Genomic DNA, 19,094 nt, shown 5'->3' with positions numbered 1-19,094 from the left:
GATCACCAGGCATTCTAGTACTTGCGTACCACAAATTTGGTACGGTTGTGCCAGATTGGGAGGTGGTCGTCATGGCGTGGGCCGTGCTCATCGTGTCCGGCTTCTTCGAGGCCGGCTGGGCGGTCGCGCTGAAGCTGTCCGACGGCTTCAGCAGGCTGTGGTGGACCGTGGCGTTCGCGGTGTTCGCGCTGATCAGCTTCGCCGGGCTGGCCTGGGCGATGAAGCAGCTGCCCGCCGGGCCGGCGTACGCGGTGTGGACCGGGATCGGCGCGGCGCTCACCGCCGTGATCGGCATGGTCTGGCTCGGCGACGGCGTCAGCACGATCAAGCTGGTCTCCCTCGGCCTCATCGTCAGCGGCGTCATCGGCCTCAACCTGGCCGGTGGCGGGCACTAGTACCTTCCCTGCAATGACAGCCGCAACGCCGAAGGGCGAACGCCGGCGCCAGGCGCTGGTCGAAGCCGCCGCCGGCCTCCTGGTCGACGGCGGTTTCGACGCGATCCGGCACCGCGCCGTCGCCGAGCGCGCGGGCCTGCCGCTGGCCTCCACCACCTACTACTTCGACTCGCTCGACGACCTGGTGACCGCCGCCCTGGAGTTCCAGGGCGAGGCCGAGCTGGCCTACGGCAAGGCCAGGCTGGACGAGCTGGACCCGCGCGAGTGCGGCGGCGACGCGTTCGTCGAGCTGGTGCTCGACCTGCTGCTCGGCCCGGCCGGCGACCGCGACGCCGAAGCCGTGCTGCTGCGCTACGAGCGCCTGGTCGCCACCGGCAGGCGGCCCTACCTGCGGCCGCTGATGCGCCGGATGTCCGGCGAGCTGCACTCCCTGCTGTTCGACATCTTCGCCCGCGCCGGCCGGCCGGTCGGCCGGGAACGCGTGGAAGAGCTGATCGCGCTGGTCGACGGCGCCGTGGTGAACGCGCTCATCGAGATCAGCCCGGACCCCAGGGCGGCCGCCCGGCGGATGCTCGGCAAGTCGATGCAACCCCCCTGACACCCGACCGCGTTTAAGGGGTGGGGCGCGGAAGGGGACCGGATCGCATGCGCACGGCCGACGAACAGGGCTTCCGCGAGTTCGCGGTGAGCCACGCCGCTTCGCTGCGGCGCACCGCGTACCTGTTCTGCGGCGACTGGCACACGGCCGAGGACCTGATGCAGGCCAGCCTGCTCAAGCTCTACCAGGCGTGGCACCGCATCGAGTGGCGGGACACCGCGTCCGGTTACGCCCGCAAGGTGCTGCTGCGCACGTGGCTGGACGAGAAGCGCAGACCGTGGCGGCGGGCCGAGCAGCGCGACGGCGAGGTGCCGGACGTGGCCGACCTCGCGGCGGACCCGGACCGGACGGGTGAACGGCTGTGGGCGCGGGACCTGGTGCACGCGGCGCTGCTGCGGGTGCCGCCGCGCCAGCGGGCCGTGCTGGTGCTGAGGTACTTCGAGGACCTGCCGGTGAGCGAGGTCGCGGTGGCGATGGGGTGCACCGAGGGCACGGTCAAGAGCCAGACCGCGCGCGGGCTGGTGGCGCTGCGCGCGGCGGTCGAGGAACTGGAGCGAGGGGCGGTGGTGGCGTCGTGAGCGAGGCGGACCTGCGGGAAGGGCTGCGGGCCGCGGTCGGTGACGAGCCGCCGCTGGACTTCGACGCCGACGAGCTGATCCGCCGCGCCCAGCACGTGCGCAGGCGTCGACGGGCGCTGGTGGCGGTGGCGGTGGCGACGCTCGCCCTCACCGGCACGGTGCTGGCCCTGCCCGGCGTCCTCGACCAGCGGCGCACCGTCGACGCGGCCGACGGCCCGGTGCTGACGACCACGGGGGCCGCGACGACGACCCGGACCCCGGTCCCGGCGCAGGCCTCGACGTCGCCGCCGGCCCTGATCCGGCCGCCCGCCACCGCCGGGACCGCCAAGAGCCACGTCCCGCTGTACCTGAGCAAGAAGTTCGTCGAGGTCGCGCCCTACGCGAAGGTGGTGTCGGCGGAGACGACCGGCAGCCCGCCGGAGCAGCTCTACGCGTGGCTGAGCTTCGTCGACGGCGTCGGCGCCAGCAGGGTGCTGGTGCGGCTCGTCCCCTCCTCGTCCGGGGTGACCCGGGGCGAGTACTGCGCCGAGGCGGGGTGCGAGGAGCCGGTCCTCCGGGCCGACGGCAGCTACGTGACGTCCACGTGGCGCACCACCGCCGTGCCGGACCCCAAGGGCGCGGACCCCCAGGGCGTCATGCACACCGTGTCGCACTTCCGCGTGGACGGCTCGGTGGTGGAGGCCACGGGGTTCGGCTACGAGCCGCCCGCGGACGGCGAGGCGCGGGAGCAGGTGGCGTTGGGGTACGAGCAGCTGGTCTCGCTGGCCACCGACCCGGACCTCGCCGCGTCGTGACGCTCCCCGGCGTCCGGGCACCCGTCGTGGCGAAATAAGCTGGTCACGTGACGGTCAAGCCCCGCATCGCCAATGTCCTCGCCGGTCGCTACGCCTCCACCGAGCTGGCCACGCTGTGGTCCGCCGAGCACAAGATCGTGCTGGAGCGGCGGCTGTGGCTCGCCGTGCTGAAGGCGCAGGCCGAGCTCGGCCTCGACGTGCCCGCCGAGGCCGTCGCGGACTACGAGCGGGTGGTCGAGCAGGTCGACCTGGCGTCCATCGCCGGGCGCGAGCGCGTCACCCGGCACGACGTGAAGGCGCGCATCGAGGAGTTCAACGCGCTGGCCGGGCACGAGCACGTGCACAAGGGCATGACCTCGCGCGACCTCACCGAGAACGTCGAGCAGCTGCAGGTGCTGCGGTCGCTGGAGCACGTGCGCGGGAAGACGGCGGCCGTGCTGGCCCGCCTGGCCCGCCGCGCCGCCGAGCACACCGACCTGGTGATGGCGGGCCGCTCGCACAACGTGGCCGCCCAGGCCACCACGCTCGGCAAGCGCTTCGCCACCGCCGCCGACGAGCTGCTGGCCGCGTTCCGCCGGCTGGACGAGCTGATCGCCCGCTACCCGCTGCGCGGCGTCAAGGGCCCGGTCGGCACCGCCCAGGACATGCTGGACCTGCTCGGCGGCGACCGGGACAAGCTGGTCGAGCTGGAGCGGAGCGTCGCGGGCCACCTCGGCTTCACCACCGTGCTGACCAGCGTCGGCCAGGTGTACCCGCGGTCGCTGGACTTCGACGTCGTGTCGACCCTCGTGCAGCTCGCCGCGGGCCCGTCGTCGCTGGCCAAGACGATCCGGCTGATGGCGGGCCACGAGCTGGTCACCGAGGGCTTCAAGCCGGGCCAGGTCGGCTCCAGCGCGATGCCGCACAAGATGAACACCCGGTCGTGCGAGCGGGTCAACGGCTTCGCGGTCATCCTGCGCGGCTACCTGTCCATGGTCGGCGAGCTGTCCGGCGACCAGTGGAACGAGGGCGACGTGTCGTGCTCGGTGGTGCGCCGGGTCGCGCTGCCGGACGCGTTCTTCGCCTTCGACGGCCTGCTGGAGACCTTCATCACGGTGCTGGACGAGTTCGGCGCGTACCCGGCGGTCGTCGCCCGCGAGCTGGACCGCTACCTGCCGTTCCTGGCGACCACGAAGGTGCTGATGGCGGCGATCCGCGCGGGCGTCGGCCGGGAGACCGCGCACGAGGTCATCAAGGAGCACTCGGTCGCGGTGGCGCTGGCGATGCGCGAGCAGGGCCTGGCCGAGAACGACCTGCTGGACCGGTTCGCCGCCGACGACCGCCTGCCGCTGGACCGCGCCGCCCTGGACGACCTGCTGGCCGACCGCCTCTCGTTCACCGGCGTGGCGGAGCACCAGGTCGCGGACGTCGTGCGGCAGGTCGAGGACGTGCTGGCCGAGTACCCGGCCGCCGCCGGCTACGTCCCGGAACCGATCCTCTAGCCGCCCTGCCCCAACCCGGGGCTGCGCCGGCGCTCGGACCCTACGCGAGGTCGACTTCCCGGCGACCGAGCCGCCGTCCGCGGAGCAGCGGCAATCAGACCCTGTCCCACACCAGGCGGCCTCGGCGGGTGGGCTCGCACACCAGGCGGCGGCCCGCCGGGTCGACCGCCGTCGCGCCCTCCTCGTCGCACGGGAAGCCCTCCAGGGCCACCTGGTCGAACCGGGGCGGGGTGGTGGTCGGCTCGGTCGTCTGCCGGGGCGGCGGCTGGACGTCCACCGGAGGCGGTGGCGGCGGTTCGGTCGTCTCGTCGACCGTCGGAGGTGGCGGCGGCGGCGTGGTGGTGGTGACCGCCGGGCGCACGGAGATGTTCGCCACCGCCGGGATCGAGGTCACCGGCGCCGAGCTGGACACCGTCGGGAGCACCACCGGCTCCGGGCTCGCCGACGGCCTCGCGCAGGCTCCCGTGAGCAGCAGCAGGAGCAGTCCGCCGCTCGCCGCGACGGGTGCCACAAATGCCTTCGGATGGACCACGCCAAGCAGAGTAGGGGTCACTCGTCCGATACCCCAAGTGGAGTCTCCCGAGCGGCCTAAAGGCGGCCTGCCTCGATGATCCGCCGGAGGAACTGCCGGGTGCGCGGGTGCACGGGCTCGCCGAGCACCTGCCCGGGCGGTCCGGACTCGACCAGCCTGCCGCCGTCGAGGAACACCACGCGGTCGGCCACCTGCCGGGCGAACCCCATCTCGTGGGTGGCCATCAAGATCGTCCGTCCGCTTTCCGCCAGCTCTCTGACCAGCGCCAACACCTCGCCGACCAGTTCCGGGTCCAACGCGCTGGTGATCTCGTCCAGCAGCAGCAACCGCGGCGAGTAGGCCAGCGCCCGCGCGATCGCCACCCGCTGCTGCTGCCCGCCGGACAGCCGCTCCGGGTAGCTGCGCGCCCGGTCCGCGAGACCTACCCGGTCCAGCAGGTCCAGGGCGTTGCGCTCCGCCTCGCCGCGGGGCACGCCGTGCACCACGCGCGGCGCGAGGGTGACGTTGTCCAGCACGCTCATGTGCGGGAACAGGTTGAACGCCTGGAACACGATGCCCATGCCGCGCCGGGCCACGTCGGCGTCCACCCGCGGGTCGGACACGTCCACCCCGTCGAGCAGCACCTGGCCGTCGTCCAGCTCCTCCAGCAGGTTCACGCAGCGCAGCAGGGTCGACTTGCCCGAACCGGACGACCCGATCACGGCCACGACCTCGTGCTCGCGCACGTCGAGGCTGATCCCGTCCAGCACGGTGCGCTCGCCGTAGCGCTTCACGACACCGCGCACGCTGAGCACCGGGTCGGTCATCGTCCCCCCTGACGGCGTTCCAGCCGGCGGCCCAGGGCGTCGGCGAACCGCGCCGTGGGCACCGCGAGCAGCACGAACAGCAGCCCCGCCACCACGTACGGGGTGAAGTTGAACGCCCGGGCGTGCTCGATCTGCGCCGCGCGCACCGCGTCCACCGCGCCGAGCACGGAGATCAGCCCGCAGTCCTTCTGCAGCGCCACGAAGTCGTTGAGCAGCGCGGGCATCACCCGCCGCACCGCCTGCGGCAGCACGACCAGCCGCAACGTCTCGCGCGGACCCAGGCCGAGCGACCGCGCCGCCGCGACCTGCGAGGGGTGGACGGACTCGATGCCGGCGCGGAACACCTCGGCCACGTACGCGGTGTAGGCGAGCACGAGCGCCGCGCCGCCGAGCACCACGGAGTCGTTGGGCACGCCGGTCAGCCGCAACGCGGGCAGGCCGAACCCGACCAGGTACAGCAGGATGATCAGCGGCAGGCCGCGGAACAGGTCCACGTACACCGTGGCCAGCGCCCGCAGCGGGAACCACACGGGGCCGCGCAGCGTGCGCATCGTCGCCACGAGCAGCGCCAGCACCACGATCAGCACGCCGCACACCGCCAGCACGCGCAGGTTCAGCCAGAGCCCTTCGAGGATCGCGGGCAGCGACCGCCACGCCATCTCCACGTCGAAGAACGACTGGCGCACCCGCGGCCAGCCGGGCGCGCCGGTGACGCCGACGCCGACCGCGACGGCGAACACGGCGGTCGACAGCAGGGCGACCAGGGTGGACCGCCGCGAGCGGGAGCGCTTGTAGGCCAAGCGCTCCCGCTGCAGCTCGCTGGTCACTTCAGCTCGGGTGCGGTGCCCGCGGAGGACAGCCATTCCTGCTCGATCCTGGTCAGCGCGCCCTCGGTGCGCAGGTTCTCCACCGCCGTCGAGACGCACGCGGTGAGCGGGCTGCCCTTGTCCAGCACGATGCCGAACTGCTCGGGCTTGCCGTCGCCCGCCGGGATCTGGCCGACGATCAGGCCGTCCTCCAGCTCCGCCGACGTGATGTAGAACGCGGTCGGCAGGTCCACCACCAGCGCGTCGATCTGCCCGGCGCGCAGCGCGGCCTTGGCGTCGTCGTTGGTGTTGTAGACCGCCACGTCCTGCTCGGGCTGCAGGCGCCGGGCGGCGTCGAAGCTGGTCGTGCCGACCTGCGCGCCGATCTTGACCCGCTTGAGGTCCGCCAGCGTCTTCGCCGACGCGGCCTTGGACGAGTCCAGCGTGATCACGGCCTGGTCCACGTCGTAGTACGGCGCGGAGAAGTCGACGGCCTGCCTGCGCTCCTCGGTGATCGAGAACTCGTTCAGGTCCATGTCGTAGGTCTTGCGGCCCGGCTGGATGGCCGCGTTGAACGGCACCCGCGTCCACACCACGTCGGTCTTCGCGTACCCCAGCTCCTCGGCCAGCGCGTAGGCGACCGCGGACTCGAAGCCCTTGCCGTTGGTCGGGTCGTCGTCCACGAACCACGGCTCGTACGCGGGCTGGTCCGTGCCGAAGGTGATCTTGCCCGGGGTGAGCGTCGGCAGCTTGTCCTTCGTGCAGGTCACGCCGTCCACCTGGTTGGTCGGCGTCGTGGTCTCGTCCGCGGGGGCGCAGGCGACCGCGAGGACGGCGGTCACGGCGAGTATCAGTCCGGGTGCACGCATGGGAGGCATCTTGCCGCAGGTGGGAAGGGCGGCCCACGAGCTGGGACAAGTACGCTTCGGCCGTGCCCAAGCTCGCTGACTACCGCCAGGTCGCCGCAGGCAAGGTCCGCCAGGTCCACGAGGTGGACGAGGACCTGCTGCTGTTCGTGGCGTCCGACCGGATCTCCGCCTACGACCACGTGCTGACCACGGAGATCCCCGACAAGGGACGCGTGCTCACCGCGATGAGCGTGTTCTGGTTCGAGCGGTTCGCGGACCTGGTGCCCAACCACCTGGTGGCGTGGGACGACCCGCGCATCCCCGCCGAGGTGCGCGGCCGGGCGCTGCTCGTGCGGCGGCTGGAGATGGTCCAGGTGGAGTGCGTGGCGCGCGGCTACCTGACCGGGTCGGGCATGGCCGAGTACCGGCGGACCGGGTCGGTGTGCGGCGTCGAGCTGCCGCCCGGCCTGGTCGAGGCCTCGGAGCTGACGCCGCCGATCTTCACCCCGGCGACCAAGGCCGAGCTCGGCGCGCACGACGAGAACGTGTCGTTCGAGCACGTCGAAGCGCAGGTGGGCGCCTCGTTGGCGGCCCGGCTGCGCGAGGCCACCCTGGAGGTCTACGGCGCGGCCCGGGAGTTCGCCCGGTCGCGCGGCGTGGTCCTGGCGGACACCAAGTTCGAGTTCGGCCTGGACCGGTCCGGCGCGCTGGTGCTCGGCGACGAGGTGCTGACGCCGGACTCGTCGCGGTACTGGCCGCTGGAGGGGTACGAGCCGGGGCGCGTGCAGCCGTCGTTCGACAAGCAGTACGTGCGCGACTGGCTGACCTCGCCCGCCTCCGGCTGGGACCGGGCGTCCGACACCCCGCCGCCGCCGCTGCCCGACGACGTCGTGGCCGCCACCCGCTCGCGGTACGTGCAGGCGTACGAGCGGATCACCGGCCGCTCGTTCGCGGACTGGCCCGCCCCCGAGGGGACCGGCGCGCGATAGTTCGCCGGCTCCGCACCCGGCCGTCACCTCGTCTTCGAGCGGCCGACACCCCGGTGCGGCGCACTGGTGGCGTGGTCGCCGAACTCGTGGTCTCGCTGTCCGGCATCGGGCCGAGCACGCTCGCCCGGTGCGCCGACCTCGCCGCCGAGCTGGACCGGCGGCGGGTGCCGTTGTCGCTGCTCGTCGCGCCGCGCGACGCGGTGCCCGGCGCCACGTCGGACTGGGTGCTGAGCCGGGTCGCCGCCGGTGACGCGCTGGTGCTGCACGGTCTCGACCTCCGGCCGGAGCCCGCGCGCCGGGCCGCGTTCCCCCGCGGGGGCTCCGCGCTGCCCGCGCACGAAGCGGGCCTGCGGCTGGTCGCCGCGCGGGCCGCGGTGGCGCGGTCGGGGCTGGCCACGGACCTGTTCGCGCCGCCCGGCAGGCCCGCCTCACCCGGCACGGTGGCCGCGTTGCGCCGGCACCGGTTCGCGGTGTGCGCCGACGTGGCGGGCGTGCGCGACCTGCGCACCGGCGACGTGCGGCCGGGCCGGGTGCGGATGCTCGACGAGCACTGGAGCTACCTGCTCGGCGTGGGCCGGGCGGCGCGGCGCGGCGGGCTCGTGCGGATCGGCGTCGACGCGGCGGACCTCGACCGGCTCGGACCGCGCGAGGTGCTGCTGGAGGCCGTCGACCTGGCCCTGGGCCACGGCGCGTCGCCCACGACCTACAGCTCGACCGCCTCGCCGCGGGGCAGCACGACGACCTCGACGCCCTCGGGCGCGGTGCCGACCAGGACGCGGTAGAAGATCTCGGTCCGCGCCAGGATCGCCTCGTGGATCGGCACGGCCTTGCGCGGGCCGACCCGGGCCAGGAAGTCCGCCGCGTCGGACACCTTCATCCAGGGCGCGGCCGTGGGCAGGCCGAGGACGTCGACGCGCTGCTCGGGCACCTTCAGCGAGTCGCCGGGGTGGTAGAACGCGCCGTGGTCGACCAGGTAGCCGACGTTCACCGGCAGCTCGACCCGCTCGTGGATGACCTCGTGCGGCGCGTCGAGGACGCTGACGACCGTGCCGCCGAACTCCAGCGCGTCACCCGGCGCGACGACCTCCGCGCCCGCCAGGTCGAACGGGGCGACCAGCCGGGCGCCGGGGTTGGCCGCGCGGACCGCGGCCAGCTTGTCGGGGTCCACGTGGTCGCGGTGCTCGTGCGTGACCAGGATCGCGTCCAAGCCCTCGACCACCTCGAAGCCCGACGAGAACGCGCCGGGGTCGAACAGCAGCCGCGCGGCGCCGGTGTCGACCAGCAGGCACGAGTGCCCGAAGTGGGCGATCAGCATGAGCGCTCCTCTCGTCCGGTCTCCCGGTCCTCGAGGAGAAGTTCTACTCCGCTCCGGGGACGGTCGCCCGTCCCGCGTCGCCCGGTCGACGCGGCCGGTCGGCGTCGGTCGGCGTCGGTCCGTGTCGGTCCGTGTCGGTCAGTCCACGTCGTGCAGCAGGGCGTCCTCGACGTCCGGCGGCAGGCCCGCGCGTCGGGTGCGGTCCGGGTCGAGGGTCCGCTCGTAGGCCAACGCGTCCACCGCCGTCTCGGCCGTGGGCCGGACCCGCAGCCCGGCGGCCAGCGCGGGGCCCGCGTCGCGGAACATCATCGACCGGTGCGACGGCGGCAGCCACAGCGGCAGGGATCGCGGCCCCACCCACGGCTCGACCCCGTGCCGCCGCAGGACCGGCTCCGGGATGCGGACCAGCACCGTGCCCGGCGGCGCGACGGCGCCCGCGATCTCGCCCAGCACCAGCGACAACGGGTTGGCCGGCCCGATCGCGTCGTAGGTGCCGGTGGTGCGCCGCTCGGCGGCGTCCACGATCCAGGCGGCGAGGTCGCGCACGTCGACGTGCTGCGCGGGCTGGTCCGGCGCGTCGGGCACGGCGACCCGGCCGCCCCGGGACAGCCGGTCGGGCCAGTACCCGAACCGGTCGCTCGGGTCGCCGGGGCCGGTGATGAGGCCGGCGCGGACGATGAACGCGCGGTCGCCGACGGCGTCCCGGACGGCGTGCTCACCGGCCACCTTGACCGCGCCGTAGCGGTCGGACGACATGGGCGCGTCGGGGTCGTCCTCCAGCGGGTCCAGGGTGGCCGTGGCGCCGGGGGCGGAGTGGTCGGCGTAGACGGAGCAGCTGGAGACGAACGTCCAGTGGTCCGCGGTCACCGCCCGCAACGCCCGGCGGACCCAGGTGACCGACATCTTCGCCACGTCCACCACCGCGTCGAAGCGGGCGCCCTCCAACGGCCCGAGGTCGACGTCCCGGTCCACGGCCACGAGCACCGCGCCGTCGGGCACCCGCCCGGACTCCCCCCGGGCCGCGCACACCACCTCGTGCCCCCGCCGCACCGCTTCGGCGGCCGTCGCCTTGCTGAGGAACACCGTTCCGCCGAGCACCAGGATGCGCATGGTCCCCACCCTGCGGTCCCCCCGGCCGCGCCGCCACCACGTCCGCCGATGGCGAACGCCCACCTCGGCCGGAAAGCGCGAGCACGCCCACCGATCGTCCGGAGAGGACCGTGCCCACTTCCTCGGCTCACCGGGTCTCGGCTGCTCCGAACTCAACGGGAAGGAACGTCGGAATTCAATTCCGGATCCGCCGTTTCCGGTACCAGTGGTCCACGCGGGACACGTCCGGGGCGAATGGCTCCAGCCGAGTGGGGCAAGTGCCGATAAGCCCCTGTGGCTGTGCAAGCTTTTGTCGATGAATCACGCCGAAAAGACACGTACTTCCTCGCTGCGGCGCTGGTCGGCCTGAGCGATCTGGTCCGCCTGCGCACGGCACTGCGAAGCCTGCTCTTTCCCGGCCAGCGTGAGTTGCACTTCCAGCGCGAGACGCCGCAGCGGCGGAAGTCGATCCTCTCCAGGGTGGTGGAGTTGGAGGTGCGGGTCGATCTCTATCACGCCGATTGTCGGCGGAGCGAGGAAGCGGCTCGCCGAACGTGCTTGATCCGGTTGGTGGACGACCTGCTCGACGTCGATGCGCGGCGACTCGTGCTCGACAGCCGGCCCGGTCGCGACCAGCACGACATCCGGACGATCCGAGATGCCTCCGGCAAACGCCCGCGGGACAGCGGACTCCTGTACGAGCACTTCGACAGCGCGCTCGAACCGCTGTTGTGGTTGGCCGACATCGCCGCGTGGAGCTACGGCGCGGGTGGCGACTGGAGTCGTCGCGTCGCCCCGGTGATCGGTTCCGTGATTCGGCTGGATTGGCCCTAGAAAGCGCGAAGCACGGCCGCCGACCGTCCGGACGGGTGCCGTGCTCACTTCCTCGGCCTACGGGGCCTCGGCGAGATCAGGTTAGCAGGAACCGGCACCGGAACGTGGCCTCACGATCGGGTGATCCCAGGTGAACGTGTGCTGCCCACCACGTGCGAAGTTGATGAACACACAGGTCAGGTAGGCTCCGCGAGTACCGCCAGCCCTCCTAGCTTGGAGCAGCCTGTCGTGGCCCGAGTCGTCGTCGACGTCATGCCGAAGCCCGAAATCCTCGACCCGCAAGGACAGGCGGTGGCCAACGCGCTGCCCCGTCTCGGGTTCGACGGAATCACCAGTGTCCGCCAGGGCAAGCACTTCGAGCTGGAGGTCGCCGACGACGTCGACGACGCCACGCTCGCGAAGATCGCCGAGACCTTCCTCGCCAATCCCGTCATCGAGGACTGGGTCGTGAGGCGGGTGGAGGCATGAGGGTCGGGGTCATCACGTTCCCCGGCACGCTGGACGACGTCGACGCCGAGCGCGCGGTCCGGTATGCGGGCGGGGAGGCGGTCAAGCTCTGGCACGCCGATCACGACCTGAAGGGCGTCGACGCGGTCATCGTGCCCGGTGGGTTCTCCTACGGCGACTACCTGCGCTGCGGCGCGATCGCCCGGTTCGCCCCGGTCATGCAGGAAGTCGTGGACGCGGCCAGGAAGGGCATGCCGGTCCTGGGCATCTGCAACGGCTTCCAGATCCTCTGCGAGGCGCACCTGCTGCCGGGCGCGCTCATCCGCAACCACAAGCTGCACTTCGTGTGCCGCGACCAGTGGCTGAAGGTCGAGAACAACTCGACCGCCTGGACGTCCCGCTACGACCAGGGCGCGGAGATCCTCGTGCCGCTGAAGTCCGGCGAGGGCGGCTACCAGGCCGACCGGTCCACGTTGGACGAGCTGGAGGGCGAGGGCCGGGTGGTGTTCCGCTACGTCGGCGACGACCCGAACGGCTCCCGCAACGGCATCGCGGGCATCACCAGCGCCAACGGCCGGGTCGTCGGCCTGATGCCGCACCCCGAGCACGCGATCGACGCGCTCACCGGGCCGACCGACGACGGCCTCGGCATGTTCCTGTCCCTCGTCGATTCGGTGGTGAAGGCCTGATGACCGTCGACACCGTCAAGAACGCCGAGAGCACGCCCGACCAGGAGCAGCCCTACAAGGAGCTGGGCCTGAAGGACGACGAGTACGCCCGCATCAAGGACATCCTGGGCCGCCGCCCCACGGACGCCGAGCTGGCCATGTACTCGGTGATGTGGAGCGAGCACTGCTCCTACAAGTCGTCCAAGGTGCACCTGAAGTACTTCTCCGACACGACCACCGACGAGATGCGCGCGAAGATGCTCGCGGGCATCGGCGAGAACGCGGGCGTGGTCGACATCGGCGACGGCTGGGCGATCACGTTCAAGGCCGAGAGCCACAACCACCCGTCCTACGTCGAGCCGTACCAGGGCGCGGCGACGGGCGTGGGCGGCATCGTGCGCGACATCCTGGCGATGGGCGCGCGCCCGCTGGCCGTGATGGACCCGCTGCGGTTCGGTCCGGCCGACGCGCCGGACACCCGCCGCGTGCTGCCGGGCATCGTGGCCGGCGTCGGCGGCTACGGCAACTGCCTCGGCCTGCCCAACATCGGCGGCGAGGTCGTGTTCGACGCGACCTACGCGGGCAACCCGCTGGTCAACGCGCTGTGCGTGGGCGCGATGCGGGTCGAGGACCTGCACCTGGCGCACGCCTCGGGCACCGGCAACAAGGTCATCCTGTTCGGCGCCCGCACGGGCCTGGACGGCATCGGCGGCGTGTCGGTGCTGGCCAGCGAGACGTTCGACGACACGGCGGGCAAGCGCAAGAAGCTGCCCAGCGTGCAGGTGGGCGACCCGTTCACCGAGAAGGTGCTCATCGAGTGCTGCCTGGAGCTGTTCGCCGAGCGCATCGTGGTCGGCATCCAGGACTTGGGCGGCGCGGGCCTGGCGTGCGCGACGTCGGAGCTGGCCAGCGCCGGTGACGGCGGCATGCACGTCTACCTGGACCGGGTGCCGCTGCGCGCCACGGGCATGACGCCGGCGGAGATCCTGTCCAGCGAGTCGCAGGAGCGCATGTGCGCGGTCGTGCGGCCGGAGGACCTGGACGCGTTCATGGCCGTCTGCGCGAAGTGGGACGTCATCGCGACCGAGATCGGCGAGGTCACCGAGGGCGACCGGCTGGTGATCACCTGGCACGACGAGGTCGTGCTGGACGTGCCGCCGCGCACGGTGGCGCACGAGGGCCCGGTGTACGACCGGCCGATCGAGCGCCCGGCCGACCAGGACGCCTTGCAGGCCGACACGCCGGACCGGCTGGCCCGGCCCGCCGCGGCCGAGCTGCTGCCGCTGGTGAAGTCCATGGCCGCGTCGCCGAACCTGGCGTCGAAGCGGTGGGTGACCCAGCAGTACGACCGGTACGTGCGCGGTGGCACGGTGCTCGCGCAGCCCGCCGACTCGGGCATGATCCGGATCGACGAGTCGACCAACCGGGGCGTGGCGCTGTCCACGGACTGCAACGGCCGCTACGCCAAGCTGGACCCGTACGCGGGCGCGCAGCTGGCGCTGGCCGAGGCCTACCGGAACGTGGCGACCACGGGCGCGACGCCGGTCGCGGTCACGAACTGCCTGAACTTCGGCTCGCCGGAGGACCCGGCGGTGATGTGGCAGTTCGAGCAGGCCGTGAAGGGCCTCGCGGACGGGTGCGCCGAGCTGGGCATCCCGGTGACCGGCGGCAACGTCAGCTTCTACAACCAGACCGGTTCGACGGCGATCCTGCCGACGCCGGTGGTGGGCGTGCTCGGCGTGATCGACGACGTCCGCCGCCGCATCCCGACGGGGATCGGCGCGGAGGCGGGCGAGACGCTGCTGCTGCTCGGCGAGACGCGCGAGGAGTTCGGCGGCTCGGAGTGGGCGCACGTCGTGCACGGGCACCTGGGCGGTCTGCCGCCGAAGGTGGACCTGGCGCGGGAGAAGCTGCTCGGCGAGGTGCTGGTGGCCGGTTCGCGTGACGGCATGCTGTCCGCCGCGCACGACCTGTCCGACGGCGGCCTGGCGCAGGCGCTGGTGGAGACGTGCCTGATCGGCGAGGTCGGCGCGCGGGTGTTCCTCGAGGGCGACCTGTTCACCGAGCTGTTCAGCGAGTCGACGGCCCGCGTGCTGGTCGCCGTGCCGCGTACGGAGGAGCTGCGGTTCACCGACATGTGCACCGCGCGCGGCCTGCCGTGGCGCAAGGTCGGCGTGGTGGACCCGGAGTCCGACGCGCTGGAGGTCCAGGAGCTGGGCTCGTTGCCGCTGGCCGAGCTGCGCGAAGCCTGGGAGGGCACCCTCCCGGCGCTGTTCGACTGACGTGCCGACGTGGTCGGCCGGGCGCGTGCCCGGCCGACCACCCCGGTGCGGGGATCAGCCGTTGGCCAGCGCCTGGAGCCGGTCGTAGGCCCCGTTGAACTGGTTCTGGTCGATCGGCGAGGACGAGTACTGCCAGATCGTGTAGAACGGCCACGCGTAGGGCAGGGTGCCGACGGTGGACGAGTAGCGCGCGACCCACAGCGGGTTGGTGGAGCTGAAGTCGCCGCTCACGCACTGGCTCCACCAGCTGGTGGAGGTGTAGATGACCGGCCAGCGGCCGGTGCGGGCGTGGTAGCGGTCGCTGAACGACAGGATCCACGACGTCATGCTCGCCTTGGACAACCCGTAGCACGTGGAGCCGTAGGGGTTGTACTCCATGTCCAGCGCGCCGGGCAGGGTCTTGCCGTCCCGGGACCAGCCGCCGCCGTTGTTGACGAAGTAGTCGGCCTGGGTGGCGCCGGCGGACCGGTCGGGCAGCGCGAAGTGGTAGGCGCCGCGGATCATGCCGACGTTGTAGGACCCGTTGTACTGCTGGGCGAAGTACGGGTTCCGGTAGGTGGTGCTCTCGGTGGCCTTGACGTAGGCGAACCGCTTGCCCTGACCCCACCAGTAGTTCCAGTCGACGTTGCCCTGGTGCCCGCTGACGTCGATGCCGTACACGACGGCTTGGGCGCTCGGATCGGTCGGGATGACGACGCGCCGGTCGCCGCCGCCTTCGTGCTTGGCGATCTGCGAGCCCATGGCGTGGTCTTCGACGACGGGCGCGGCCTGGGCGGCGAGGGCTGATCCGGGTGCGGTCAAGCCGAGCACGGCCAGTCCGATGCCGGTCAGGAGGGCGGTGGTGGTGCGTGCGAGGTTCATGGGTGACTCCTCGAGCCAGTGCAGGGGGTTGACTCGTTGGGCAGTGTGCGGCACGGCTAACCAGTTCACCAAGGTTCTTGTTAATTAGTCACGAAAACGGAGCAACGGCGCTACCCCAGCGCCACCCTGAGCAACTGTTCGTCGTTGCCGTTGAAGAGGTTCTGGTCGCCCGGGAACAGCCCGGCCGCCTGCCACTGCCAGATCGTCTCGTAGGCCCACCCGTTCGGCAGCGGTCCGAGCTCGTCGGCGTAGTGCGCCACCCACAGCGGGCTCGTGTCGCCGAACCGGTCCGCCTCGCCGACGCACCGGTTCCACCAGGTGGTGGACGTGTAGATGGTCGGGTGCCGGCCGGTCCGCGCGAAGAAGCGGTCGCTGAACGCGCGCACCCACGCGCCCATCGCGGCCTGGCCCAGGCCGTAGCACGTGTCGCCGTAGGGGTTGTACTCCATGTCCAGCGCGCCGGGCAGGGTCTTGCCGTCGCGCGACCAGCCGCCGCCGTTGGAGACGAAGAAGTCGGCCTGCGCCGCGCCGTCCGACCGGTCCGGCAGCGCGAAGTGGTAGGCGCCGCGGATCATGCCGACGTCGTAGGAGCCGTTGTACTGCTGGGTGAAGTGCGGGTTGCGGTACCCCGTGCCCTCGGTGGCCTTGACGTAGGCGAACCGGGCGCCGTCCGCCCACGCCCTGGCCCAGTCGACGTCGCCTTGGTGGCTGCTGACGTCCATGCCGGGCACGGAGCCCTCGAGGAGGGGCCGGGACCGCGCGGCCCGGCCCCCGCCCTCGTGCTCGGCGATCTGCGAGCCCGCGAAGTGGTCCGCGGACCCTTCGGGCAGCGCTCGGGCGTCAGGCGCCGGGACGATCGCCAACGTGATCGTGACGGCACCCAGTCGGGTGATCATGGTGCGCAGCCGGGTGTGCGTAGCCATCAACGCCCCCATTCGGTCGGCAGGGCTGGTACGTCCGGCCTAGATCGTCAGGCCGGACGTCCGCCGCCGCATCCGCTGGGTGTCACCCGTCCAGGCGCTTCAGCTCCTCCTCGGACAGCCGCAGGTGCACCGCGTCCGCCGAGTCGGCGATGCTCGCCGGCCGCGACGAGCCCGGGATCGGCACCACCTGCGGCGCCTTGGCGAGCATCCAGGCCAGGCAGACCTGCTGCGGGCTCGCCCCGTGCGCCCGGCCGACCTCGGCGAACACGCCGAACCGCTCGCCCAGCTGCCCGGCCGCGCTGATGCCGCCGAGCGGGCTCCACGGCAGGAACGCGATGCCCAGCTCGGCGCACAGCTCCAGCTCCGGCTCGCTGGAGCGGAACGCGGGCGAGAACTGGTTCTGCACGCTCGCCAGCCGGCCACCGAGGACGTCGTTCGCCTCGCGGATCTGCGCGGGGTCGAAGTTCGACACGCCCGCGAGCTTGATCTTGCCCGCGTCCAGCAGCTCGGCCAGCGCGCCGACGGACTCGGCGGTCGGCACCGCCGGGTCGGGCCGGTGGAACTGGTAGAGGTCGATCGCGTCCACGCCGAGCCGGCGCAACGACGCCTCGCACGCCGCCTTCAGGTACTCCGGGCGGCCGTCGACCTCCCAGCCGCCGCCGGGCACGCGGGTGTGGCCGCCCTTGGTGGCGACCATGACGCCGTCGACGCCCTTGAGCGCCTCGGCGATCAGCTCCTCGTTGTGCCCGAAGTCGCTGTCGTCGGCCGAGTACGCGTCTGCGGTGTCGATCAGCGTGACGCCCTTGTCCAGGGCGGTGCGGATCGTCTCGATCGACCGGGCCCGGTCGGGGCGGCCTTCGAGCGACATCGGCATCGCGCCCAGGCCGATGGCGCTGACCTCGACCCCTCCGATTCGGCGAGTCAGCATGGTTGGCATACCTCCGTCTGTCGTACTGGTGCGCCCCAGCTTGGGCGGTGGGCATTAAGCTGTCCAACAGAAGAACCTGATGCCATTCAGCAGTACGGGTGATGAATCGTGGAACTCCGCCAGCTCGAGTACTTCGTGGCCGTGGCCGAGGAGTGCCACTTCACCCGTGCCGCGCGGCGCATGCACGTCGCCCAATCGGGGCTCTCCGCGTCGATCCGGGCGCTGGAGGTGGAGCTGGGCGCGCCGCTGTTCGTGCGCAGCACCCGCCAGGTGGAGCTGACCCAGGCCGGGCGCGCCCTGCTGGTCGAGGCGCGGCGCGTGCTCGGCACGATCGACGCCGCGCGGGACGCGGTGGCGGCCGTCCAGGGGCTGCTGCGCGGCACGCTGGCCGTCGGCAGCATCCAGTGCCTGCACGCCGTGCACCTGCCGGCCGTGCTGGCCCGGTTCCACGAGCTGCACCCCGGCGTCGAGCTGCGGCTGCGGCAGGCGGGCTCCGGCGAGCTGGTCGACCTGGTCCGGGCCGGTCGGCTGGACCTCGCGTTCGTCACGTCCGGCCGGGCGGCCGACGACCTCGCGGTGTCCACCCTGTCGAGTGAACCGCTGGTGCTGGCGTGCGCGCCGGAGCTGCCGTTCGCCGAACGGGAGTCGGTGCGGCTGGCCGAGCTCTCCGGTCAGGCGTTCGTGGACTTCAACCCCGACTGGGGCACGCGTGACGACGTGGACCGCGCGCTGGCCACCGCCGGCGTGGACCGGCGGGTCGCGGTCGAGGTCAACGACGTGCACTCGCTGCTGGACTTCGTCGGCTTCGGGCTCGGGGTGGCGCTGGTGCCGGCGTCGTTCGCGGCCAAGCAGACCCGGGCGCGGTTCGTGGAGCTGCTCGACGCGCCGACCGCCGAGACCCTCGTCGTCACCACGCCGACGGTGAGCGCGGCGGCGTCAGTCCTGCTGGACATGGTCCTGGAGGCGGGCCGGGGGCTGCCCGTCGCCGGTTAGCCGCCAGCCCGCCGGGTCGTTGCGGAACGCGGTGCCCGCCGACACCTCGAGCGTGCCGACCAGCTCCGCCGGCGGTCGCGGCGAGACGTGCAGGAAGGTGCCGACCCTGGCCCCGCCGACGTCGACCTTCCGGGCGAACGCGGCGTCCTGGAACGAGATGCCGCCGTCGAACCTGCCGTCCCGGAAGTCCACCCGCCCGTGGAACGCGGCGCCGGAGAACAGGGCGGGTTTGGTGAGCACGGCCTCCGCGAACCGCGTGATGCCGTAGAACTGCGCGCGGCGGGCGACGAGGCGGCCGAACCGGCGGCCCTCCAGCCGGAAGTGCACGAGCTTCGCCCCCGTCAGGTCCAGCTGGTAGGGCGTGTCGTCGGGGTCCTCGCCCCAGGGCAGCAGGTCCGTGATGAGCCGTTGCGCGGTCATCCGGACGGTCATCTCGTGGTCCTGGGCCGGCTCGACCGCGCGCTGCTCGCCGAAGAACGCCTGGTCGGGGTCATCGGGCTGCTCCTCGATGGACGCGTGCTCGAACGGCCGCCGCAGGTACGCGCACAGCACGCTGAGCACGGTCTGCTTGTAGCGCGGCGTGGTGTGGGCCAGGCCCGCGAGCACGTGCATCGCGCCCACCCTGACCTGGTCGGCCTCGTTGCCGAGCAGCTCCACGGCCCGCGCGAACCGCTCGTCGGCCACCTTCTCGCTCTCCAGGGCGACCTTCGCGCCCTCCAGCTCGTGCCGCGCCTCCTCGGTGCGCCGCCGCCGGTCGTTGAGCCACAGCGCGTACAGGGCCACGATCGCGCCGCCGGCCAGCCCGCCGGTCTTGATCGCCTCGGCCTTCGGCTGCCCCGGGTCGACCAGGATCAGCGCCGCGGCCGTCGCGACCGTCACCACGATCGCGGCGAGCACGCTCGCGACCAGCAACCAGCGTCCCCGCAC

The 19,094-nt window shown here is 72.5% G+C and carries 22 protein-coding genes; 12 read left to right on the top strand and 10 right to left on the bottom strand.

The annotated features are described in order from the left end of the window. Nucleotides 1-47 precede the first annotated feature (47 nt). From IOD16_RS35535 to purB, 5 genes are read left to right on the top strand one after another with little or no spacing between them, the layout of a single operon-like run. Nucleotides 48-395: a DMT family transporter gene (locus tag IOD16_RS35535; RefSeq protein ID WP_442978078.1), complete on the top strand. Its 348-nt coding sequence runs from the start codon at nt 48-50 to the stop codon at nt 393-395. Nucleotides 396-408: 13 nt separating this feature from the next. Continuing rightward, nucleotides 409-993, top strand: coding sequence for a TetR/AcrR family transcriptional regulator (locus IOD16_RS35530; protein ID WP_201437888.1), 585 nt, complete (start codon nt 409-411; stop codon nt 991-993). Between the two features lie 47 nt (nt 994-1,040). Beyond that, nucleotides 1,041-1,571, top strand: a complete 531-nt coding sequence (locus IOD16_RS35525; protein WP_123745016.1) for an RNA polymerase sigma factor — start codon at nt 1,041-1,043, stop codon at nt 1,569-1,571. Beyond that, nucleotides 1,568-2,365, top strand: coding sequence for a hypothetical protein (locus IOD16_RS35520; protein WP_201437887.1), 798 nt, complete (start codon nt 1,568-1,570; stop codon nt 2,363-2,365). Before IOD16_RS35525 ends, IOD16_RS35520 begins: the two co-directional genes overlap by 4 nt. A gap of 47 nt (nt 2,366-2,412) precedes the next feature. Beyond that, nucleotides 2,413-3,846: an adenylosuccinate lyase gene (gene purB, locus IOD16_RS35515; RefSeq protein WP_123745018.1), complete on the top strand. Its 1,434-nt coding sequence runs from the start codon at nt 2,413-2,415 to the stop codon at nt 3,844-3,846. 94 nt (nt 3,847-3,940) lie between these two features. Here the strand turns inward: purB and IOD16_RS35510 are convergent, their stop codons facing one another. The 4 genes from IOD16_RS35510 to IOD16_RS35495 are packed head-to-tail and all read right to left on the bottom strand — an operon-like array spanning nt 3,941 to nt 6,859. Continuing rightward, nucleotides 3,941-4,378: a hypothetical protein gene (locus IOD16_RS35510; protein ID WP_201437886.1), complete on the bottom strand. Its 438-nt coding sequence runs from the start codon at nt 4,376-4,378 to the stop codon at nt 3,941-3,943. 56 nt (nt 4,379-4,434) lie between these two features. Next, nucleotides 4,435-5,184, bottom strand: a complete 750-nt coding sequence (locus IOD16_RS35505) for an amino acid ABC transporter ATP-binding protein (RefSeq protein ID WP_123745020.1) — start codon at nt 5,182-5,184, stop codon at nt 4,435-4,437. After that, a complete protein-coding gene (locus tag IOD16_RS35500) occupies nt 5,181-6,011 on the bottom strand; it encodes an amino acid ABC transporter permease (protein WP_236594573.1) in 831 nt (276 codons plus the stop codon). The genes IOD16_RS35505 and IOD16_RS35500 overlap by 4 nt, the downstream gene beginning before the upstream one ends. Further along, complete coding sequence (locus tag IOD16_RS35495) at nt 6,008-6,859, bottom strand: ABC transporter substrate-binding protein (protein ID WP_201437884.1); 852 nt, start codon at nt 6,857-6,859, stop codon at nt 6,008-6,010. The genes IOD16_RS35500 and IOD16_RS35495 overlap by 4 nt, the downstream gene beginning before the upstream one ends. Nucleotides 6,860-6,921: 62 nt before the next feature. On the opposite strand from IOD16_RS35495, the gene IOD16_RS35490 reads away from it, so the two are divergent. Beyond that, the gene (locus IOD16_RS35490) at nt 6,922-7,827 is read left to right on the top strand and encodes a phosphoribosylaminoimidazolesuccinocarboxamide synthase (protein ID WP_201437883.1); all 906 of its coding nucleotides are present in this window, start codon (nt 6,922-6,924) and stop codon (nt 7,825-7,827) included. A gap of 71 nt (nt 7,828-7,898) precedes the next feature. Continuing rightward, nucleotides 7,899-8,609 (top strand): DUF2334 domain-containing protein, encoded by a 711-nt coding sequence (locus tag IOD16_RS35485; RefSeq protein ID WP_201437882.1) that lies wholly within the window; start codon nt 7,899-7,901, stop codon nt 8,607-8,609. Here IOD16_RS35485 and IOD16_RS35480 read toward each other — a convergent pair. Together IOD16_RS35480 and IOD16_RS35475 are read right to left on the bottom strand one after the other, a co-directional pair. Continuing rightward, the gene (locus IOD16_RS35480) at nt 8,531-9,142 is read right to left on the bottom strand and encodes an MBL fold metallo-hydrolase (RefSeq protein WP_123745025.1); all 612 of its coding nucleotides are present in this window, start codon (nt 9,140-9,142) and stop codon (nt 8,531-8,533) included. The two genes, IOD16_RS35485 and IOD16_RS35480, sit on opposite strands and share 79 nt — an antisense overlap. A 138-nt stretch (nt 9,143-9,280) precedes the next feature. Further along, the gene (locus tag IOD16_RS35475) at nt 9,281-10,252 is read right to left on the bottom strand and encodes an NAD-dependent epimerase/dehydratase family protein (RefSeq protein ID WP_201437881.1); all 972 of its coding nucleotides are present in this window, start codon (nt 10,250-10,252) and stop codon (nt 9,281-9,283) included. A gap of 273 nt (nt 10,253-10,525) precedes the next feature. Here IOD16_RS35475 and IOD16_RS35470 point away from each other — a divergent pair, with 273 nt between their 5' ends. The 4 genes from IOD16_RS35470 (at nt 10,526) to purL (ending at nt 14,462) form a co-directional block, all read left to right on the top strand. Next, nucleotides 10,526-11,065 carry a hypothetical protein gene (locus IOD16_RS35470; protein ID WP_201437880.1) on the top strand — a complete coding sequence of 180 codons (540 nt, stop codon included), beginning with the start codon at nt 10,526-10,528 and terminating at the stop codon, nt 11,063-11,065. A gap of 228 nt (nt 11,066-11,293) precedes the next feature. Further along, the gene (gene purS / locus IOD16_RS35465; RefSeq protein WP_033428368.1) at nt 11,294-11,533 is read left to right on the top strand and encodes a phosphoribosylformylglycinamidine synthase subunit PurS; all 240 of its coding nucleotides are present in this window, start codon (nt 11,294-11,296) and stop codon (nt 11,531-11,533) included. Further along, complete coding sequence (gene purQ / locus IOD16_RS35460) at nt 11,530-12,201, top strand: phosphoribosylformylglycinamidine synthase subunit PurQ (protein WP_123745027.1); 672 nt, start codon at nt 11,530-11,532, stop codon at nt 12,199-12,201. Before purS ends, purQ begins: the two co-directional genes overlap by 4 nt. Next, nucleotides 12,201-14,462 carry a phosphoribosylformylglycinamidine synthase subunit PurL gene (gene purL, locus IOD16_RS35455; protein WP_123745028.1) on the top strand — a complete coding sequence of 754 codons (2,262 nt, stop codon included), beginning with the start codon at nt 12,201-12,203 and terminating at the stop codon, nt 14,460-14,462. Before purQ ends, purL begins: the two co-directional genes overlap by 1 nt. A 54-nt stretch (nt 14,463-14,516) precedes the next feature. On the opposite strand, the gene IOD16_RS35450 is transcribed toward purL, so the two are convergent. From IOD16_RS35450 to IOD16_RS35440, 3 genes are all read right to left on the bottom strand, one after another. Continuing rightward, a complete protein-coding gene (locus IOD16_RS35450) occupies nt 14,517-15,323 on the bottom strand; it encodes a lysozyme (protein WP_201437879.1) in 807 nt (268 codons plus the stop codon). A gap of 110 nt (nt 15,324-15,433) precedes the next feature. Then, the gene (locus IOD16_RS35445; RefSeq protein ID WP_236594572.1) at nt 15,434-16,246 is read right to left on the bottom strand and encodes a lysozyme; all 813 of its coding nucleotides are present in this window, start codon (nt 16,244-16,246) and stop codon (nt 15,434-15,436) included. A gap of 82 nt (nt 16,247-16,328) precedes the next feature. Next, the gene (locus tag IOD16_RS35440; protein ID WP_123745031.1) at nt 16,329-17,174 is read right to left on the bottom strand and encodes an aldo/keto reductase; all 846 of its coding nucleotides are present in this window, start codon (nt 17,172-17,174) and stop codon (nt 16,329-16,331) included. 108 nt (nt 17,175-17,282) lie between these two features. Between IOD16_RS35440 and IOD16_RS35435 the strand changes: the two genes are divergently transcribed. Then, nucleotides 17,283-18,167 carry a LysR family transcriptional regulator gene (locus IOD16_RS35435; RefSeq protein WP_123745032.1) on the top strand — a complete coding sequence of 295 codons (885 nt, stop codon included), beginning with the start codon at nt 17,283-17,285 and terminating at the stop codon, nt 18,165-18,167. On the opposite strand, the gene IOD16_RS35430 is transcribed toward IOD16_RS35435, so the two are convergent. Further along, nucleotides 18,111-19,094, bottom strand: a complete 984-nt coding sequence (locus tag IOD16_RS35430; RefSeq protein WP_201437877.1) for a pentapeptide repeat-containing protein — start codon at nt 19,092-19,094, stop codon at nt 18,111-18,113. The two genes, IOD16_RS35435 and IOD16_RS35430, sit on opposite strands and share 57 nt — an antisense overlap.

Source organism: Saccharothrix sp. 6-C (genome assembly GCF_016695385.1).
GTDB lineage: Bacteria > Actinomycetota > Actinomycetes > Mycobacteriales > Pseudonocardiaceae > Actinosynnema > Actinosynnema texasense.
This window is presented reverse-complemented; position numbering and strand designations above follow the sequence as displayed.

Bases quoted from the DNA above. Each gene is read 5' to 3' on its own strand.
- IOD16_RS35530 (WP_201437888.1), top strand. From the start codon at position 409: ATGACAGCCGCAACGCCGAAGGGCGAACGCCGGCGCCAGGCGCTGGTC.
- IOD16_RS35525 (WP_123745016.1), top strand. From the start codon at position 1,041: ATGCGCACGGCCGACGAACAGGGCTTCCGCGAGTTCGCGGTGAGCCAC.
- IOD16_RS35505 (WP_123745020.1), bottom strand. From the start codon at position 5,184: ATGACCGACCCGGTGCTCAGCGTGCGCGGTGTCGTGAAGCGCTACGGC.
- IOD16_RS35495 (WP_201437884.1), bottom strand. From the start codon at position 6,859: ATGCGTGCACCCGGACTGATACTCGCCGTGACCGCCGTCCTCGCGGTC.
- IOD16_RS35480 (WP_123745025.1), bottom strand. From the start codon at position 9,142: ATGCTGATCGCCCACTTCGGGCACTCGTGCCTGCTGGTCGACACCGGC.
- IOD16_RS35475 (WP_201437881.1), bottom strand. From the start codon at position 10,252: ATGCGCATCCTGGTGCTCGGCGGAACGGTGTTCCTCAGCAAGGCGACG.
- purQ (WP_123745027.1), top strand. From the start codon at position 11,530: ATGAGGGTCGGGGTCATCACGTTCCCCGGCACGCTGGACGACGTCGAC.
- purL (WP_123745028.1), top strand. From the start codon at position 12,201: ATGACCGTCGACACCGTCAAGAACGCCGAGAGCACGCCCGACCAGGAG.
- IOD16_RS35450 (WP_201437879.1), bottom strand. From the start codon at position 15,323: ATGAACCTCGCACGCACCACCACCGCCCTCCTGACCGGCATCGGACTG.
- IOD16_RS35445 (WP_236594572.1), bottom strand. From the start codon at position 16,246: ATGGCTACGCACACCCGGCTGCGCACCATGATCACCCGACTGGGTGCC.
- IOD16_RS35440 (WP_123745031.1), bottom strand. From the start codon at position 17,174: ATGCTGACTCGCCGAATCGGAGGGGTCGAGGTCAGCGCCATCGGCCTG.